The sequence below is a fragment of the Pseudomonas sp. SST3 genome (assembly GCF_003325755.1).
In genome coordinates, this window is sequence record NZ_QORI02000010.1 from 1 (window position 1) to 17,106 (window position 17,106).

Sequence of the window (17,106 nt, forward strand, 5' to 3'; positions counted from 1 at the left end):
CGTAATCGAAGAGCTGATCAGCCAGGATTATGAGCTCCCTGCGTACTCGACCCTGAATGATCTCGCTGAGCGAATTCATGCCGAATCCCAAGAGGCAATATTCAACCTCGTAGTAACCAGAACGCCAGTCGAGGTGATCCACAAGTTAAAGGATCTGCTCGACACTGATTTCGGCCGACGCCAGAGCGACTTCAATGCGCTGAAGCAGGCGCCCAAGAAGCCATCTCGCAAGCACTTGGAGGTGCTGATCGATCATCTGGCTTGGCTCGAGAGCTTCGGGGATCTGGGTGCCATTTTTGAAGGAATAGTCGACACCAAGATCCGTCACTTCGCTGCCCAAGCCGCGGCGTCGGACGTAGCCGAGTTGAAGGACTGCTTACTGCCGAAGCGCTACACGCTGATGCTGGCCTTAATCTACCGCATGCGCGTGCGGACCCGGGATCATATGGCCGAGATGTTCAGCCCCGCGCGCCGAACGCCATTCATTTAACGCATGCGTCCTCGCTTATTCCCGCGAGAATTCCACAAGCCTTAACTTCCCGCCCATCGTTGCAATTTGCCCGCAGCGAAACGAGTTGTCGTTCCAGTGATTGCAAAGCGGCTATCTGAGACCTGACTTGAGAAATGTGATCATCAAGCAAGGCATTAACGGCCGCACAAGGCCGGCCAGGGTCATCTTGGTAACTTTGGAGTGCATGAATTTCTGGAAGTGAAAGATTCAGAATTCGGCAGCGTCGGATGAACGCTAGCCGCTCGCCATGCTTCTCGTTGTAAACCCGATAGGGGTGATGCCGAGATAACGGAAAATCAGGACATATGGCGCATGTCGTTGATATAAACGTAGATTTATCGCCATGTACCATCCTGTCAGCGTCATGCCTCTAAGCGTCTATGCTGTTTATTCTTGCCTGCTTGGGGGTTAAACGATGGCTGCATTGGAAAGGACGGCGTATCCACGACTAGCAACCACTCTTAGAGGTAAGGACTTACTCCACAGCTACTCGCTTTCCCGAGTTGAGCTTGAATGGATTGCCAAGACAGCCCGGAGCCCTGCTCTGTCCCTTGGGCTTGCAATCCAGCTCAAAGTCTTCCAAGAGCTCCATTACTTTCCTCATCTAGACGAGGTACCTTCGGAAATCCTCGGCCACATCAGGGACGCGCTTGGCTTAGGCCCTCGCATCACTCCGCATTATGCTAATCCGCGTACTTTATATAGGCATCAGGCGGCTATTCGTGAGCACCTTCAAATCAAGGCCTTCTATGGTAGTGAAGCGCTAAGCATAGCTCTCCGACTCGCGCATGAGTCTGCCGAGGTACTCGACCAGCGGGCGGATATTATTAACGTGCTGATCGGCGAGTTACTACAGCGTAATTACGAACTTCCGGTCTATTCCACGCTTAATGACGCTGCTGAAGATGCTCTGGTTGCAATGCAGGGACGGTTATTCAATCTCGTTGTAGCCCGAGCGCCAATCGAGGCGATCGACAAGCTGAAAGAGCTGCTCGACACGGATTTTGGGCGTCGTCAGAGCGACTTCAACGCACTCAAGCAGGCTCCCAAAAAGCCCTCCCGCAAGCACCTGGAAGTGCTGATCGACCACCTGGCGTGGCTAGAGAGCTTCGGGAATCTGGATGCTATTTTTGAAGGAATCGTCGATACCAAGATTCGCCACTTTGCTGCCCAAGCTGCGGCATCGGACGTGTCTGAGCTGAAGGACTGCTCACTGCCGAAACGCTACACCCTGATGCTGGCCTTGATCTATCGGATGCGCGTGCGGACTCGGGATCATCTGGCCGAGATGTTTATCCGCCGGATATCGACGATCCACAAACGCGCCAAGGAGGAGTTGGAGCAAATCCAGGCACGGCAACGTCAGAAGTTAGAGCACCTGGCAGCAACTTTGGATGGGGTTGTGCAAATTCTCGTTCAAGAGCCGGATGACCACGAGGCTGGCAGCCTGATTCGGGAATACCTATCACCCGACGGCAATCTGGATCGATTGCGAGAGACCTGCGCCGAAGTGCAAGCCACTGGAGGAAATAACTATCTGCCTCTGATCTGGAAGCACTTCAAGTCCCATCGCTCCTTGTTGTTCCGTCTCAGTCATCTTCTCCAACTGGAGCCAACGACTCAGGATCGGTCACTGGTTCAGGCGCTTCAACTGATCCAGGACAGCGAAAATCTACACCGCGAATGGATCGACGAACACGTCGACGTGTCCTTTGCGTCAGAGCGTTGGGTCAAAGTTGTGCGCCGTTCTGCCACCGAAGGACCGCCGACCAACCGACGCTATCTAGAAGTCTGCGTATTCTCCTATCTAGCCAGTGAGCTGCGCTCGGGTGACATGAGTGTGCTGGGGTCGGAATCTTTCGCCGACTATCGTAAGCAGCTGCTCCCCTGGAATGAATGTCTTCAGCGACTACCTGCCTACTGCGAAAAGGTGGGACTGCCAGGCACGGCGAAGGAGTTTGTTGCTTCCCTCAAGGCCCAGCTGGAGGAAACCGCGCAGCAGCTGGATGACAAATTGCCCTCTTGCCGAGGTGACGTATCGATCAACGAAGCCGGCGAGCCGGTGCTGCGCCGAGTGACAGCACGAGACATCCCGCCTTCGGCCATCTCGCTACAGACAGCGCTTATCCAGCGCATGCCGGCCAGGCACGTGCTCGACATCATGGCCAACATCGAGCACTGGATTCAGTTCACGCGGCATTTCGGACCAATGTCCGGCAACGAGCCGAAGCTCAAAGAACCGGCCGAGCGTTACCTGATGACCATCTTCGCGATGGGCTGCAACCTCGGTCCCAACCAGGCAGCTCGGCACCTTGCGGGGAACGTGACCCCGCACATGCTCTCCTATACGAATCGCCGCCATCTCTCGCTGGAGAAGCTGGACAAGGCCAACCGCGAACTGGTGGAGCTCTATCTCCAGCTGGACTTGCCCAAGGTATGGGGTGACGGTAAGGCGGTGGCAGCGGATGGCACCCAGTTCGACTTCTATGACGACAACCTCTTGGCCGGGTATCACTTCCGCTACCGCAAGATGGGTGCCGTGGCCTATCGGCACGTGGCAAACAATTACATCGCGGTCTTCCAGCACTTCATCCCACCAGGCATCTGGGAGGCGATCTATGTGATCGAGGGGCTGCTCAAGGCGGACCTCAGCGTCGAGGCCGACACGGTGTATTCCGATACGCAGGGACAGTCTGCGACGGTCTTCGCCTTTACCCATCTGTTGGGCATTAATCTAATGCCGCGGATTCGTAACTGGCGCGACCTGGTGATGTGTCGACCAGATCGCGGGCTTTCCTACAAGCACATCAACCGCTTGTTTACCGATACGGCCGATTGGCAAATGATCGAGACCCATTGGCAGGACCTTATGCAGGTCGCCTTGTCGATCCAGGCTGGAAAGATTTCCTCGTCCATGCTGCTGCGCAAGCTAGGTTCCTACAGTCGGCGCAACCGCCTCTATCATGCTGCGCAGGCGCTCGGTGCTGTGGTGCGGACAATCTTCCTGCTCAACTGGATCAGCAGCCGTGAGCTGCGCCAGGAGGTGACCGCCAATACGAACAAAATTGAGTCGTACAACGGCTTTTCCAAGTGGCTGTCCTTCGGCGGCGACGTAATTGCCGAGAATGATCCGGATGAGCAGCAGAAGCGCCTGCGCTACAACGACATGGTGGCCTCATCAGTGATCTTGCAGAACACCGTAGACATGATGCGCATCCTGCAGAAACTGGCCCGCGAGGGGTGGCAGTTCACCGATGAGGATGTGTCCTTCCTCAGTCCCTACCTGACTAGCAACGTCAAGCGCTTCGGCGAGTTCAACCTCAAGCTCAACCGACCGCCGGAGCCTTGGATCAAGGACTCGGTGTTTCAACAAGCCGCCGGCTCGCTGCGGGTGATCACTCCCCGCCAGATCGATATCGAGAAAGCCTTATGATCAACCTTCCTACCGCATCCTTTCGCATTACCCCCTATGGAGAGGTGGACGCTGTGGCGTTGGAAAATCTACGCGACGGCTTCGACACGTCGCAACTACTCCGACTGGTTGATCGATTGGACTCCTGTCTGGCCGAACTGGGTGGAATCACCGCCATGCGCGATGAATTGCTGAATTTGCATGCGATGGCGCTGACGCTAGTCGAAGGCGCCGTACCGACAGTCCCTGCTGAGAATATCCGTATCTGGGAGGTGGCCGAATCGTTGAGGCTAGATCTTGAAGCGCTGAGCTCCTGGATTCGCGATGCCCAGTTGACGACCGCACCGCTGAGAGGTCTTGCTCCGGACGGCGGTGCGTAATTGTGTGCGCAAGGCAATGCGGCGGTGACGCATACGCTGTGCGCCAAATGAAAGGCCGCTCGAAGGCGGCCGGAGGGGTGTCGCACGGATGAGCCTTAGGCTAGCCCCAGCAATTGGTATTTTCGCGAGCTGCTCTGAGGATATCCGAACAGAAAAACAAACACGCTCTTACGGCCAAAGCCGAACCTTTGCGGAATAACGCAAAGTCTTGGCAGGGCAATGAATATACCTGCGCTCACACCATATAGCCGATATCGGATGCGCCGGTGGGATAGGCAAACATCGTCGACTTGATGTCGTCGGCGGTAAGTCCATGACGGATCGCCAAGGCAAACAAATTGATCACTTCATCGACATTTGGCCCCACCAGATGCGCGCCAAGTATCCGGCCCGATCCTTCTTCTACCAGCACCTTAAAGCCATAAACCGACTCGGCGGCCTGACGCGCGGTGAACCAGCCGGAGGCCTGTTCACTTTTGAGGTTGAATTTCAGGCCTTGCTCACGCGCCTGCGCCTCGCTCAAGCCGACGCTCGCAATAGGCGGGATCGTGAAGGCCACGCTTGGAACCCCCTGATAATTGGGCACACGGTGATTGCCTTCCAGCAAATTCGCCACAACCACCTTGGCGTCATGGCTCGAAACCGGCGTCAACGGCGGGCCCATCTGCGCGGCATCGCCGGCAGCATAAACGGCCGGGTTGGAGACGCTTTGCAGGTATTCGTTGAGCTTGAGCTTCCCACCTTCCGTAGCGACTCCGGCAGCCTCAAGATTCAGGGCGTCAAGATCGGGGGCGCGTCCGGCGGCATGGATCACGCAGTCGGCCTCGAACTGCAGCTTTTGCCCGCCGCTGGACGCCTGCACCCTGTAACCCTCACCGATCTTCTCAATGGCTTCGACCTGTGTCTCGGTGTGCACCTGGATACCAGCCTCCTGGAACGAGGCCATCAGCCAACCGACCAGTTCCGGCTCAAAGTGTTTCAGCATCTGGGCACCATGCTGCAGAACCACCACCTCTGCACCCGCCCGTGCCGCAAGGTGCGAAAACTCCGCCGCGATATAGCCGCCGCCGACCAGCACGATCTTTTTCGGCAGTTTTTCCAGGGTCAGGAACCCTTCGTTGCTGATCAAATACTCCTCACCGGGAATGCCCAGCGGGATCGGCTCTGCACCCGAAGCGATAAGGATGTTCTCCGCCTCGAGTGACTGGCCTTCGACATCGAGCGTATTGGGACCGGTGAACCGGGCGCGCCCATGGTAGGTATCGATGCCCTTGTCGGCGTAGCGGCGTTCCTGCTTTTCTGGGACCGGATCGGTAAAGCTGCGCTTGAAGCCCATCAATTCCGGCCAGTCGATGCTCACCTCGCCGGTGACACCTTTACCATGCATGCGCCGGGCATGATCCAGCGCGTGGGCGCCGTTGATCATCATCTTTTTGGGATCACAGCCACGCAGCGCACAGGTCCCGCCAAAAGGTCGGAAGTCGATGACGGCCACTGTGCGGCCGGCTTGCCGAACCCGCATTGCAGCCCCCATGGCTGCTGTTCCCGCGCCAATAACGATAAGCCCGTATTGTTTGGTCATGGATTCGTCCTCTCAGTGGTTGAGCGTGGGTATGCCTGTAACAGCTCCTGCGGATCCAGAATGGATCGCCTGGACTCAGATTCTGCCGGCGCGTCGTGGGGGGCGTGCCACAAAGCCTGTCGGTGCAGCATGAGCTCAGCGGCTCGTTTCGAACGGTCAGCATGAGTTCCGCTGAGCGATTCGGCCCCGCCTTCCTCATGGAGCCGCAAGTGGATAGCACTATTAATCAAGGCCAGATGAGTAAAGGCTTGTGGGAAGTTGCCAAGGAAGGCGTCGGTCATCGGGTTGATTTCTTCGGCGTAGAGCCCTACGTCATTGGCTTTGGTCAAAAGCCGCTCGAACAACGTACGCGCCTCCTCGGCACGGCCGCAGATCAGCAGCGCATCAACCAGCCAGAAGCTGCAGATTAGGAACGCGCCCTCGCCACCCGGAAGACCGTCCTCAGTGAGGTAGCGGTGGACGTAGTCACCCACACGTAGTTGTTCCTCCACCGCTTCCACTGTGCGCGCCAGCACTTCTGGCTCTAGGGGCATACCCAACAAGGTAACGAGCAGAAGCGCCGCGTCGAGATCCGGATAACCGAAAGCCTGCACCAGGTGCCCGCCACTGGGATCGACTCCCCGCGTTGAAACAGCCTCCAGAATTTCTGCCCGCGCAGCATCCCAAACTGGATTGGGGCCCAGCAGACGCAGCGCCCGGTCGAGTGCTACCCACGCCATCGCCTTGCCGTGAACGTGAGGGCGAGGTTCGCCGCGCATTTCCCAGATTCCCTGGTCGGACTCGTGCCAGTGTTCGGCTACGTGGTTGGCCATTTCCCGAATAATCGTTTCCAGTGTGGAATCAACGGGACCACCAAGGGCCTGGTAGATCAGCGCCCAATCGGCAAGTTCGCCATAGATGTCGACCTGTTTTTGGGTGTAAGCGGCGTTGCCGACCCGTACCGGAGAGGCACCGTCATGGCCTTCCAGGTGATCGAGCAGGCGTTCATCCAGTTCCGCCTCGCCGGTAATGCCGTACAGGATCTGCAGTTCAGGCAGCGTTTGCACGCAGCACAGCCCCAGATATTCGCAATACTTTCGTGCTTCACCGCCATAGCCGAGCGCGGCCAACGCTTGAAGTACGAATGACGAGTCGCGCAACCAGGAAAAGCGGTAATCCCAATTTCTGACGCCTCCGGCCTCTTCAGGTAGCGAGGTGGTCGGCGCTGCCACGATCGCTCCGGACGGCGCGAAGCTCAGGGCTTTTAAAACCAACGCACTGCGCCTCACCATGTCATCGTAAGGGCCTTGATAACAGCAGCGCTTGCACCATTGTTCCCAAAAAGCGCGGGTTATCGCCTGCAACCGGTCGACCTGGGCCAGGGGGGCACGGGCGGCATCCGATTCCGGGGCGATAACAAACGCTCTCCGTTCGCCAGCCTCTACTGTCAACACCGTGTCCAGCATCGGAGCTCCAGCAGCCGGTGCCGAATCGCAAAAGAGTATCGGCGCTTCGCTGTCCTGGCTGAAACCTCGATCAAATGCCTGCACGGCGCTTCGATACTCAACGCGAAGCTCGCTGCGCCCCTCCAGGCCCTCCACGACACGCACTAACCAGCCTGGCGCGTTGAGGGCGACATAATCTGCCTCGTCGGCCGTTGGGTCACGCCCTACCGGCATGAAATCGGTCACGGCGACTCGACCGCTTGGCGTGGTGAATACGGTGCGCAGCATATTGGTGTCCGGCACGTAGGCCCGCTCGACAGCGGTTTTTTGGGTGGGATGAATCAGGAAAAACGCACCCTTGTTTATGTCGAGCAGGCGCCACAAGCTAGGCTCGGCATCGAAACGACCGAGACAGCACCAATCGATGCTGCCGTTGGTGCCGACGAGCGCGGCACCATGGCAATCGCCGATCAGGGCGTAGTCCTTGATCGGCTGATATTTCTGGGTTCTTATCGGCTCGTCTGGCGCGTTTGGCTTTGCTGCACCCATGTTTAGCCTCCTTCCCGGAACGCTGGGTAGAGCAGCATGCCGCCATCGATAAACAGCGTTGTGCCGACGACGTAGTCGGATTCATCCGAGGCCAACCAAACGGTAGCCTTGGCGACATCCTCGGCCTCACCGATTCGCCCGTAGGGGATCAGCTTCAGTAATTTTTCTTTGGCCTCTTCGGTTTCCCACGCGTCCTGATTGATCGGCGTCTTGATCGCTCCAGGCGCGATAGCATTGACGCGAATTTTTTCGGGCGCCAACTCCTGCGCCATGCTTTCCATGAGTAACTTCAACCCGCCCTTGGCGGTGGCGTAGTTCACATGCCCGGACCAGGGAATCGCCTGGTGCACGGAGCTGGTAAAAATGATTTTACCCAGCGCTGGTGAACGCTCTGGATCGAGGCCTTGATGGCGAAAGCGGCGCACCGCCTCTTGAGTGCAGACGAACTGTCCGGTGAGATTGACTTCGATAACCTTACGCCAGTCGTCCAGTGTCATTTCGGTGAACGCAGCATCACGTTGGACCCCGGCATTGGCGACCACTATGTCGACGCCACCCAGCTTTTTCTCAAGCGCGCCAAACAATCTTTCACAATCTTCAGGCTTGGAGACATCCGCCTGCACCGCAAACGCCTTACCGCCGCGGTGGGTGATATCCGCCACCACCCGTTCGGCCTCTTCCTGGCTGGAGCGGTAGTTAACTAAGACCACCGCGCCTGCGTCGGCAAGCGCGCAGGCGATGGCCCGTCCGATCCCGGAGCTTGCCCCGGTTACCAGGGCTCGTTGCCCTGCCAGCAATTTTTCGGTCATAGAACCTCCATTCAGACGGTGGCTTTGGCAGGCCGCCGCTCGTTAAGAAGGGCACCACGGACACGCGCTTCCATGATCGGTTTCAGCGCGGTGGTTTGCCTTCGTTATCAATCGGGTTGTCTTCAGTGGCACAGGTGAGTCCCGATGAACAGCGGCCCTCGTTGCGGGGACAGGTTGCACAGCCGCGCTTGAGATACCAGATGAAGCCAATCACACCGACCACGGCAAATAGCCCACCCATCACAGGCCAGCTCGGCACCAGAAAAGCCAGTGATACTCCTGAAAGCAAAAGCAGCGGAATGCCGCAGCACAGCAGATGCAGCCCTGCGAAGGCCGCTATGAGCAGTCTGGAATCGCCAGTCTTTCTGTTTTTCATATATCCCGATCCGGTTTGACCATTGTTCGGGCGAGGAGCTGTCGCTTCCCCATCCACTTGCCGTGGGCCGCATTCGCGTCTTAACCACAGGCCATCATCCGTAACGGGTAATGGCAGGTTGTGCTTCGAGGAATTGCATTTTCTCCGCCATCACAATCGCAGCCAAATGCCAACGATTCGCACGGTGGTAATTGCGCAGAAACGCATCTCGAACATCGGCGCGGTGACTGAGGACAGCCCCATGGTTCCAGCGATTCATGAAAGCCTCCACGCTGAATACATGACCAACCATGATCATGCGGTCGTCGATCGCGTCCGTATCCAGACGGCCCAACGACTCGGTACTTTTCGCGTCGTGCACGGCGTTGTAGGGCGCAGGAAGTGCATAATCGCCCTGTTCGAGCAAGACCTTCAGTTCCGTCAGATTGGGCTCACAGACGTCATGCCGATAGGTTTCCATGGACTGGCGAAGCTTTGGGTTCTTCAAGGTCTGAATATAGAGATTGCACTGTCCCATGCAGACCCATTCCCGAAGATAGCCTTGGGAAACGGCGTAATATTCGCTAGCGTCCAGTGTTGTGCGGTTATTGCGGGTCGACTCGTACAGTTTTAGTGGCTCGTCGCTGTAGGGAGTGCGGCCATACTCCTCGCCAATTACGATTTGCGGCTGCTGATCGCCGCCCTCGGTACTACCCCCCATCAACCGGCTCGCTGCTTTCTCAAGGATGTTTTGATCATGCGGCTTACCATGTATTTGGTCGCTCATTGAAATAACCTCCGCTTGGCTCATGATCCAGCCGTTGTTTCGCTTGCTAATCGCCCCTCAAAACCGAGAGGCAACGATTGTTCTTTTACTGATATCAACGAACATAGGGCGTTCAGCGTTAGTAACGTACCAACGTACGGCTATAACCTGCCGAAGCATCCCGAAACACCCAGGCAAACCACCGGGCAGACTCCAAACCGCACACCTGCTACCAAGCACGCGCAGGTCACCGGCTCGGCGTCGAAGCGACTAAAACAGACCAGGCGATTGAACCGTCGCGCGCCGCCAGACAACGGAACATGCCAGCCACCGGCGGATAATCCCGGGCCAGGCGGTAACACGGCTACGGTACTGCTAGGCCGCTTATGAAAGCGGCCGTCTCGGGATGCTGGTTAATTTCGAGGCCTTGATGAAGATTCATCGGGCCGGAAAATCTTTCTAGCAGCCGATGATTGGCCATCGATGTGATTCTTTTGGTCATTAAGTCGACTTGTATTGGCGGCCTACTTCCGAGGCTCATGCTTCGTTGATGGAGGAGCTTCTTTAAGTAAACTAAAGACCGTTCCCTTGTCTCGTATATAGCGCTGAGCTAATAGCCCCACGATTGCACCAAAGACAAGGTGAACGAGAAGGCTGGCAATAAACAGGCCAGGCCAAGCGCCGTAGATTCCGAACGGCCCAAACATCAAGGGCACTGGTGGTAAAGCCATCATGCCCATTTCAAAAAACAGGATCCAGGCAACCCCCCAGCCCCAGTGTGCCCGCCCGGCAATCAAGGCATATAACAGCGCGAATGTGCTTCCGTTGAGGACGATATGGTAAACGGAGCCGGTAAACGTAACGATCGGGCTATCTGTCATTTTTCCTGTAATCCACTTGCCGAACATGACTGGCATATCGCTTGGGAACCAGCCCATCCAGACACCTAGCAAACGTACAGGCTCACCACCGATAAATGTTCCAATCAGGCCCACAGCCAAACCGACACCGATCCGGTTAGCCAGGCGCGGATAACGGCGTACTGAATAGACCCATATCAAGGCAATCACGATCAGGGCGGGGATGATTACGTCCATGATGTACCAGGAGGTAAACGAGTGCATCATCTTCATGAACTCAGGTACCTTGGCCGGATCTGGCGGAGAGAACCACATATCAGCCATTGATATCCCGTTTGAAATCATGAATGCATATCCGCCAAATGTAATCATCAGAACCGGCAGGGAACCTGCAATGATTGTAATCGCTGTAAGCGCGAATTCGATTTTGGAGCTAATTGGTTTCATACAAGCATCCGGCACAAAATAGTTTTTTAAGTTTTAGCCATGTTCTTCGCGTAATTCAGTTTCGGTCAGTATGCCAACTGCTAGTTTGCTTGCTGGCTGTCCTTCCAGCTGGGTATGGTGATTGCTCATCTAGTGATATCAACAAACGCAGGGCGTTCAGTGTTAGTGACGTACTAACGTACGGCTATAGCTGCTAAGGCATCACGGCCACTGACTCACTGCTTTCTGGCGGGCCGCTTTCACAGCCATTTATGAAGGGGAACAGTCGAACTGAGGAAGGCACTCGCAGGACACCGTCCCGGACTACATCTGCAAGTGGTGAAAGTAAATTGCATCACACCGCTATAACAGCACGACGTGGCTGATAGGCGAGCGGACCTTTCGCTGGGCCCCGTCAAGCGCAACTGAGACAATGGCTTTTCTTCGTTGGGCTAGCCATAACCGGCTACGCCAATGGCTAGCCAGCTATGGCTTCGGAAAAGAAGCGGCTCAATTTCCTCACGCACGCGTGAGGAATTCTTTGGCCCGCCTGACCCGTACCTTGTCTTGGTCTTGGACTTCGCGGAAAAAGTCGGCCAAATCCTGGTTACCCGCTTGCTGAGCATCACGAATGTATTGATCGCAGGCCTTCGCGCCGTGAAGCGCGTGATAAAGGATGCTCGTTAGATTGTAGGTGACATCGCTAGTATCAGTTTTCGTTGAGTCGGTGCTCATCTCGATTCTCCTTATGGGGGTAGTAGCCTTTCTGGGAGAGGTCGAATCAATCAAGAAGTTCATAATCACATACGTATCTATGTACGCAGATAGTTGCTTGAGCTGCTGCCGAATCAGGCCGAAGCCCGAATTATATTGAAGCTATTAAGCTAAACGAGTGGTGCTTGCGGCCTGTTGTAACGACACGATGAGCGGACAGCTGATACTGTTATTTTGCTGATGGCAGCGGCTCGTAAATTCACACAGGATAATTTTCATTCGTTCTAGGTCCTCCAGACGAGAGCGTATATCGGATATTTTACGCTCTGCGATTTCCGCCGCCTCAGCGCAATGTGTCCCGTCTTCGAGCTTAAGCAGCTGTGCTACTTCAACTAGTGAAAAGCCAAGACGCTGTGAGAACTTAATGAACTTGACGCGCGCTATATCCGAATCTCCATAGCGGCGAATGCTTCCGTAGGGCTTTTCCGGTTCGGGTAGCAAGCCCTTACGCTGATAGTACCGAATGGTCTCTACGTTTACGCCGGCTGCCTTGGCGAAGACGCCGATGGTGAGGTGGTCGAGTGTTTTTTTCATAACGCTTGACTCCGTAGCTGGATACGGAACCAAGATTATGTCATTCACACATTGATCGAAAGGAGGGTTCCATGTCGGAACCGCGAAGTGGTCGTGCTGCACTTGTCACGGGAGGGCTTGCCGCAGTCGTCGCCTCGGCTTGCTGCCTGGGGCCTCTGATTCTAGTAACCCTGGGAATCAGCGGTGCCTGGATCAGCAACCTGGCAGTTTTGGAGCCTTATCGGCCGATCTTCATCGGCGCGGCACTGATAGCGATGTTCTTTGCGTACCGGGGGATCTTCCGTCCGGCACAAGCCTGCAAGCCGGGTGATGTCTGTGCGGTGGGGCGGGTCAAAACCTCGTACAAAGTGCTCTTCTGGGTCGTGGCCACGCTGGTTCTGGTTGCGCTTGGGTTCCCTTATGTCCTGCCACTGTTTTATTGAAACCGGAAGGAAAATGTCATGAAAAAAATCTTAACAGCAATCGTCCTGGCCGCTGGGTTCAGCTCATCCGTTTGGGCCGCTTCGCAAACCGTCACGCTTTTGGTACCCGGCATGACGTGTTCGTCTTGCCCCATCACGGTCAAACACGCGCTGAACAAGGTCGAGGGGGTCAGCGAGGCGCAGGTTAGCTTTGCAACCAAACAGGCTACCGTGACTTTCGACGATACGCTGACTGACGTCGAGGCGCTGACCAAGGCGACTACAGACGCCGGTTATCCATCTGAGCTGAAAGAATAGTCTAAGCCGGCAGCACGCTTGACTAGGCTCGCCATGTATCCAGGCGGCGCCAATTCTGCTCGCGGCGTCTCCACTCGCTTATCGGCGCAGTGGAGGCCATCGCAAACGTGCTAGCCGAGCATGTCTACCGGTCAGATGAATCGTCAGTAGTTACCGCGCCGGACCAATGCCGAAAGGCTGTCGGCCCCCAGTGCGAAAAAAGGAAATTACATATGAGCAAAACAGATCAAGTCACCCTTCAGGTGACGGGCATGACCTGCCCAAGCTGCACGCAACACGTCGAGGCAGCGCTACTGAAGGTATCTGGCGTATCGCATGCCGTTATCGAATACTCGGAGGGCCTTGCTCGTGTTACGGGCACCAGGCCGGACCTGTCAGCCTTGACCGCTGCTGTCCAGGCGTTGGGTTATCAGGCCGCCCCTGTGGAGGGCGGCTCGCGCAGCGAGGAATCGGCAGGTACGCCCGGCTGGCAGACTGGCGAAACCGCCACGCGGAGCACTGGCGGTCGGTTGCATATTGCGGTCATCGGTAGTGGCGGAGGCGCGATGGCGGCCGCTCTCAAGGCTGCCGAGAATGGTGCGAACGTCACCCTGATCGAGCGCGGCACCATTGGCGGAACCTGCGTCAACACCGGCTGTGTACCGTCGAAAATCATGATCCGCGCCGCGCACATCGCGCATCTGCGCGGCGAGAGTCCATTTGATGGGGGGCTTTCGGCAGCAGCTCCAACCGTGTTACGCGACCGGCTGTTAAAACAACAGCAAGACCGCGTCGAGGAACTGCGCCACGCCAAGTACGAAAGCATTTTGGACAGTAGCGATGCTGTGAGCGTGATCCGTGGTACGGCGCGTTTCAAGGATGGCCACACCCTGACCGTGGCATTGGCCGAAGGCGGTGAGCGCGAGGTGACCTTCGACCGCTGCCTTGTCGCAACAGGCGCGAGCGCGACCATTCCACCGATCCCCGGTCTCGACGGCACCCCGTATTGGACATCCACAGAGGCATTGGTGAGCGAGACCATTCCGGAACGGCTTGCCGTGATTGGCTCGTCTGTCGTCGCACTGGAACTGGCGCAGGCATTCGCCCGCTTGGGCAGTCAGGTCACCGTTATTGCCCGCCGCACGCTGTTTTCCAGCGAAGACCCGGCCATAGGCGAGGCAGTGACAACCGCTTTCCGGGCCGAAGGCATCGAAGTTTGGACACACACGCAGGCAAGCGCCGTGTCTTATGCCAGCGGCGAGTTCGTACTGACGACTGACAAGGGCGAGTTGCGGGCCGACAACCTGTTCATAGCCACCGGACGCTCACCCAACACCGAGGGCCTGCATCTGGAACGCGCTGGAGTGGAACAGGACCAGCGTGGTGGCATCCTGATCGATCAGGGCATGCGCACCAGTGCACCGAATATCTATGCAGCGGGCGATTGCACCGACCAGCCGCAGTTCGTTTACGTCGCAGCCGCCGCAGGCACGCGTGCGGCAATCAACATGACCGGCGGCGATGCGAAGCTGGATTTGGATGCCATGCCAGCGGTGGTGTTCACCGATCCGCAGGTCGCCACCGTTGGCTACAGCGAAGCAGAAGCTGAGCGCGCCGGATTTGCAACCGATAGCCGTACGCTGTCGCTCGACAACGTGCCGCGCGCGCTCGCCAACTTCGATACGCGCGGTTTCATCAAGCTTGTCGCCGAGGCTGGCTCGGGCCGCCTGCTTGGCGTGCAGGCAGTGGCACCGGAAGCGGGCGAAATAATCCAAACCGCGGTGATCGCCATCCGTGCCCGCATGACGGTACAGGATCTGGCCAACCAGCTTTTTCCCTACCTGACGATGGTCGAGGGCTTGAAGCTGGCTGCGCAGACCTTCACGAAGGACGTCAAACAGCTGTCCTGCTGCGCGGGATGAAATCAAGGAGGTTGTTATGTCTTGTAAAAAACTCGCGGGACGCTTTCCTCGGTCTTCACTGAGAAGCCTGTTGCTCGGTGTTGCAGCATTGAGTTTGTCAAACGCGGTTCTTGCCTATGACTTTTCAAAGCTGGAGACGGCATTTGAAACCTTGTCGCCGGAGACCATTAACAGCTGGGAGCAAAAAGCGCACGCCGATAATGCCCTCGCGCAAAATGTCGTAGGCGTGGCTTACAAGTGTGGCATCGGTGTAAAGCAGGACCATGCAGCGTCGGTCAAATGGTTCCGTATGGCAGCTGAGCAGGGTGAAGCTGATGCTCAGTTCAACCTGGCGCGCCTCTATGGAAGTGAGGTCAACGGGGTTTACAAGAAAGCTCGCGCAGTCCCTGCAAACGATAAAGAAGCGCTCAAGTGGTATCAGCGCTCGGCAGAGCAAGGACATACACAGGCCCAGGTAAAACTGGCGGAGATGTACGCAGATGGAGCGGACAAAGGCCTGCACGTTCAGGGCTTTGTCCTGGCTTATAAATGGCTGAGCCTGGCTGCAGCTGCAGGGGAACCAACGGCGAAAGAACTTATCCAGGTCTATTCGACACGGATGGAGCCCGAGCAGGTGGCTGAGGCCGAGTCGCTTGCGCAAGAATGGTTGAACCAAAAACGCGCTAGTTAAGCGTTGTATTCACGCCGATAGGCAAACAGGAGCGGGCGCATCTTGGTTTTTCCTGTTCTGTAACATCGCCGATACGTCCCGTATCCTGCTTGCCGCCCTAGTAGCCAAGAGGGCCCTTGGTACCAGATATAGCCGGAGCGTTGCCCACACCCAGGCCAACGCCCAGTGGCCGGACAGCAGGCGATCATCGCTCACTGTTACGCATACGATGCTGACTTTAATCACATCGTCAGAGCGCGGCAGGCAGGTCCGTTTCCTATTGATGCGCCCATCTTTGTTCAAAAAAAACTTGATCCCGTAGCCTGGTACGGAGACAGCATCCTCTTTTCTGTCTTCAGCGGCTAGAGACCGCCGCTAGGTAAAAATATCCGAACGCGGGATTTGCATGTACACACAAGGAAAGCGCTGTATTACACCTAGGCACAGTAACCAGAAGTACCTGTCTGGAAGCTTTGAGCGGCTACCTCCCGAGGGGGACTCGCGGCTTCCGATCAAGCTCACGAAGGGGTACGCCGTTTACCAGCATAAAGGAGCCCAAGCGGTAAACCTTGTGCAGAAGCTCCAGCCGGCGCGAGATTTCCGCTTACTGTTGGCCCACGACGAAAGCGTTAGCTCTTCGTGACGGAATACACTGTATCTAGGCTGGCGAAGGAAGCGGGAATCAGCATCAACGTGGTGCGTGACTACGTACTGCGTGGTTTGATACAGCCGACACGGCGTACAGTCAGTGGTTATGGCCTCTACGACGAGTCTGCGCTGTCCCGGTTGCGTTTCGTTCGGGCTTCATATGAATGCGGCATTGGGCTCGATAAGCTGGGCCAGTTATGCCAAGCGATCGATGCTGGAAACCGGCTGGATACCATGCGATGCATAGAACATTTGCATGTTCACATCAAGCAGCGGCAGCGGGCATTGACTATTGTTGAGGCCCAATTGGTAGAGGTGGCTGAGCATGCCTCGGAGCAAGGCTGCGGTGATATGTTGTCCAAGTGGTTTGAAGCCAACCTGACACATGACGGATGAACTGTTAATTATATGATCCTAGGTCCAGCCGAGGGACATGATCCGGCGGCGTGAAGGTCGAGTAGTCGGCCCTGGTGGATCGTCAGCTATTCAGCGCGGTGCACCCCGCCAAGTTCTAAGCCATTACGCCGATGCTGGTCTGCTTACTATTAAACCGTACTGCTATCGTGCGGCGATGTTAGCGACTGGCAGTTGAGCTAAATGCCAACATTTAGTTCTAGGACGGGCTTTGCCGCCAGGCCGCTAAAAGAGATCGCAGGATCGATGTACCGCATGGCTGAGTTAATGTCTTTCCAACCGACATAGGTCATCAGCGCCTTGAGCTCCCAGCCGTTGGCCGTGGCCCAGGTTACCAGGGCACTGATTGACGTGATTCAGAGCCAAGCGCGACGCCAGATTGCCGAGAGCTGA

Annotated in this window: 15 protein-coding genes and 2 pseudogenes; 8 read left to right on the forward strand and 9 right to left on the reverse strand. The window is 56.6% G+C overall.

Annotation, left to right across the window (positions count from 1 at the left end; translation table 11 throughout):
• Window positions 1-460 (forward strand): annotated as a pseudogene (locus DQ405_RS11800) (Tn3 family transposase); the annotation flags it as partial.
• 22 nt (window positions 461-482) lie between these two features.
• On the opposite strand, the pseudogene DQ405_RS11805 reads toward DQ405_RS11800, so the two are convergent.
• Window positions 483-785, reverse strand: a pseudogene (locus DQ405_RS11805) (MerR family DNA-binding protein); the annotation flags it as partial.
• 141 nt (window positions 786-926) lie between these two features.
• Between DQ405_RS11805 and DQ405_RS11810 the strand changes: the two are divergent.
• Window positions 927-3,944 (forward strand): Tn3 family transposase, encoded by a 3,018-nt coding sequence (locus DQ405_RS11810; protein ID WP_168424415.1) that lies wholly within the window; start codon window positions 927-929, stop codon window positions 3,942-3,944.
• Window positions 3,941-4,303: a Tn3 family transposase post-transcriptional regulator TnpC gene (gene tnpC, locus DQ405_RS11815; RefSeq protein WP_125024939.1), complete on the forward strand. Its 363-nt coding sequence runs from the start codon at window positions 3,941-3,943 to the stop codon at window positions 4,301-4,303. The genes DQ405_RS11810 and tnpC overlap by 4 nt, the downstream gene beginning before the upstream one ends.
• Window positions 4,304-4,538: 235 nt before the next feature.
• Here tnpC and DQ405_RS11820 read toward each other — a convergent pair whose 3' ends face one another.
• The 8 genes from DQ405_RS11820 to merR all read right to left on the reverse strand — a co-directional run bounded on the left by DQ405_RS11820 (window position 4,539) and on the right by merR (window position 12,382).
• Window positions 4,539-5,885, reverse strand: coding sequence for a dihydrolipoyl dehydrogenase family protein (locus tag DQ405_RS11820; protein WP_125024942.1), 1,347 nt, complete (start codon window positions 5,883-5,885; stop codon window positions 4,539-4,541).
• Window positions 5,882-7,693, reverse strand: a complete 1,812-nt coding sequence (locus tag DQ405_RS11825) for a glycoside hydrolase family 15 protein (protein WP_168424416.1) — start codon at window positions 7,691-7,693, stop codon at window positions 5,882-5,884. Before DQ405_RS11825 ends, DQ405_RS11820 begins: the two co-directional genes overlap by 4 nt.
• 167 nt (window positions 7,694-7,860) lie before the next feature.
• Window positions 7,861-8,667: an SDR family oxidoreductase gene (locus DQ405_RS11830; protein ID WP_125024946.1), complete on the reverse strand. Its 807-nt coding sequence runs from the start codon at window positions 8,665-8,667 to the stop codon at window positions 7,861-7,863.
• Between the two features lie 82 nt (window positions 8,668-8,749).
• Window positions 8,750-9,043 carry a hypothetical protein gene (locus DQ405_RS11835; protein ID WP_125024948.1) on the reverse strand — a complete coding sequence of 98 codons (294 nt, stop codon included), beginning with the start codon at window positions 9,041-9,043 and terminating at the stop codon, window positions 8,750-8,752.
• Window positions 9,044-9,137: 94 nt separating this feature from the next.
• Complete coding sequence (locus DQ405_RS11840) at window positions 9,138-9,833, reverse strand: hypothetical protein (protein WP_168424417.1); 696 nt, start codon at window positions 9,831-9,833, stop codon at window positions 9,138-9,140.
• Between the two features lie 479 nt (window positions 9,834-10,312).
• Entirely contained in the window at window positions 10,313-11,095 is a 783-nt protein-coding gene (locus tag DQ405_RS11845) for a hypothetical protein (protein ID WP_168424418.1), read from the reverse strand.
• Window positions 11,096-11,593: 498 nt separating this feature from the next.
• A complete protein-coding gene (locus tag DQ405_RS11850; protein ID WP_168424419.1) occupies window positions 11,594-11,809 on the reverse strand; it encodes a hypothetical protein in 216 nt (71 codons plus the stop codon).
• Window positions 11,810-11,953: 144 nt separating this feature from the next.
• Window positions 11,954-12,382 carry an Hg(II)-responsive transcriptional regulator gene (gene merR / locus DQ405_RS11855; protein ID WP_168424420.1) on the reverse strand — a complete coding sequence of 143 codons (429 nt, stop codon included), beginning with the start codon at window positions 12,380-12,382 and terminating at the stop codon, window positions 11,954-11,956.
• A gap of 71 nt (window positions 12,383-12,453) precedes the next feature.
• Between merR and merT the strand changes: the two genes are divergently transcribed.
• From merT to merD, 5 genes are all read left to right on the forward strand, one after another.
• Window positions 12,454-12,804 (forward strand): mercuric ion transporter MerT, encoded by a 351-nt coding sequence (gene merT, locus DQ405_RS11860; protein WP_168424421.1) that lies wholly within the window; start codon window positions 12,454-12,456, stop codon window positions 12,802-12,804.
• A gap of 18 nt (window positions 12,805-12,822) precedes the next feature.
• The gene (gene merP, locus DQ405_RS11865) at window positions 12,823-13,101 is read left to right on the forward strand and encodes a mercury resistance system periplasmic binding protein MerP (protein ID WP_125024960.1); all 279 of its coding nucleotides are present in this window, start codon (window positions 12,823-12,825) and stop codon (window positions 13,099-13,101) included.
• Between the two features lie 212 nt (window positions 13,102-13,313).
• Window positions 13,314-15,002: a mercury(II) reductase gene (gene merA, locus DQ405_RS11870; RefSeq protein ID WP_168424422.1), complete on the forward strand. Its 1,689-nt coding sequence runs from the start codon at window positions 13,314-13,316 to the stop codon at window positions 15,000-15,002.
• Between the two features lie 16 nt (window positions 15,003-15,018).
• Window positions 15,019-15,672: a tetratricopeptide repeat protein gene (locus DQ405_RS11875; RefSeq protein ID WP_168424423.1), complete on the forward strand. Its 654-nt coding sequence runs from the start codon at window positions 15,019-15,021 to the stop codon at window positions 15,670-15,672.
• Between the two features lie 618 nt (window positions 15,673-16,290).
• A complete protein-coding gene (gene merD, locus DQ405_RS11880; RefSeq protein WP_125024966.1) occupies window positions 16,291-16,695 on the forward strand; it encodes a mercuric resistance transcriptional repressor MerD in 405 nt (134 codons plus the stop codon).
• The last annotated feature ends 411 nt before the right edge of the window (window positions 16,696-17,106 follow it).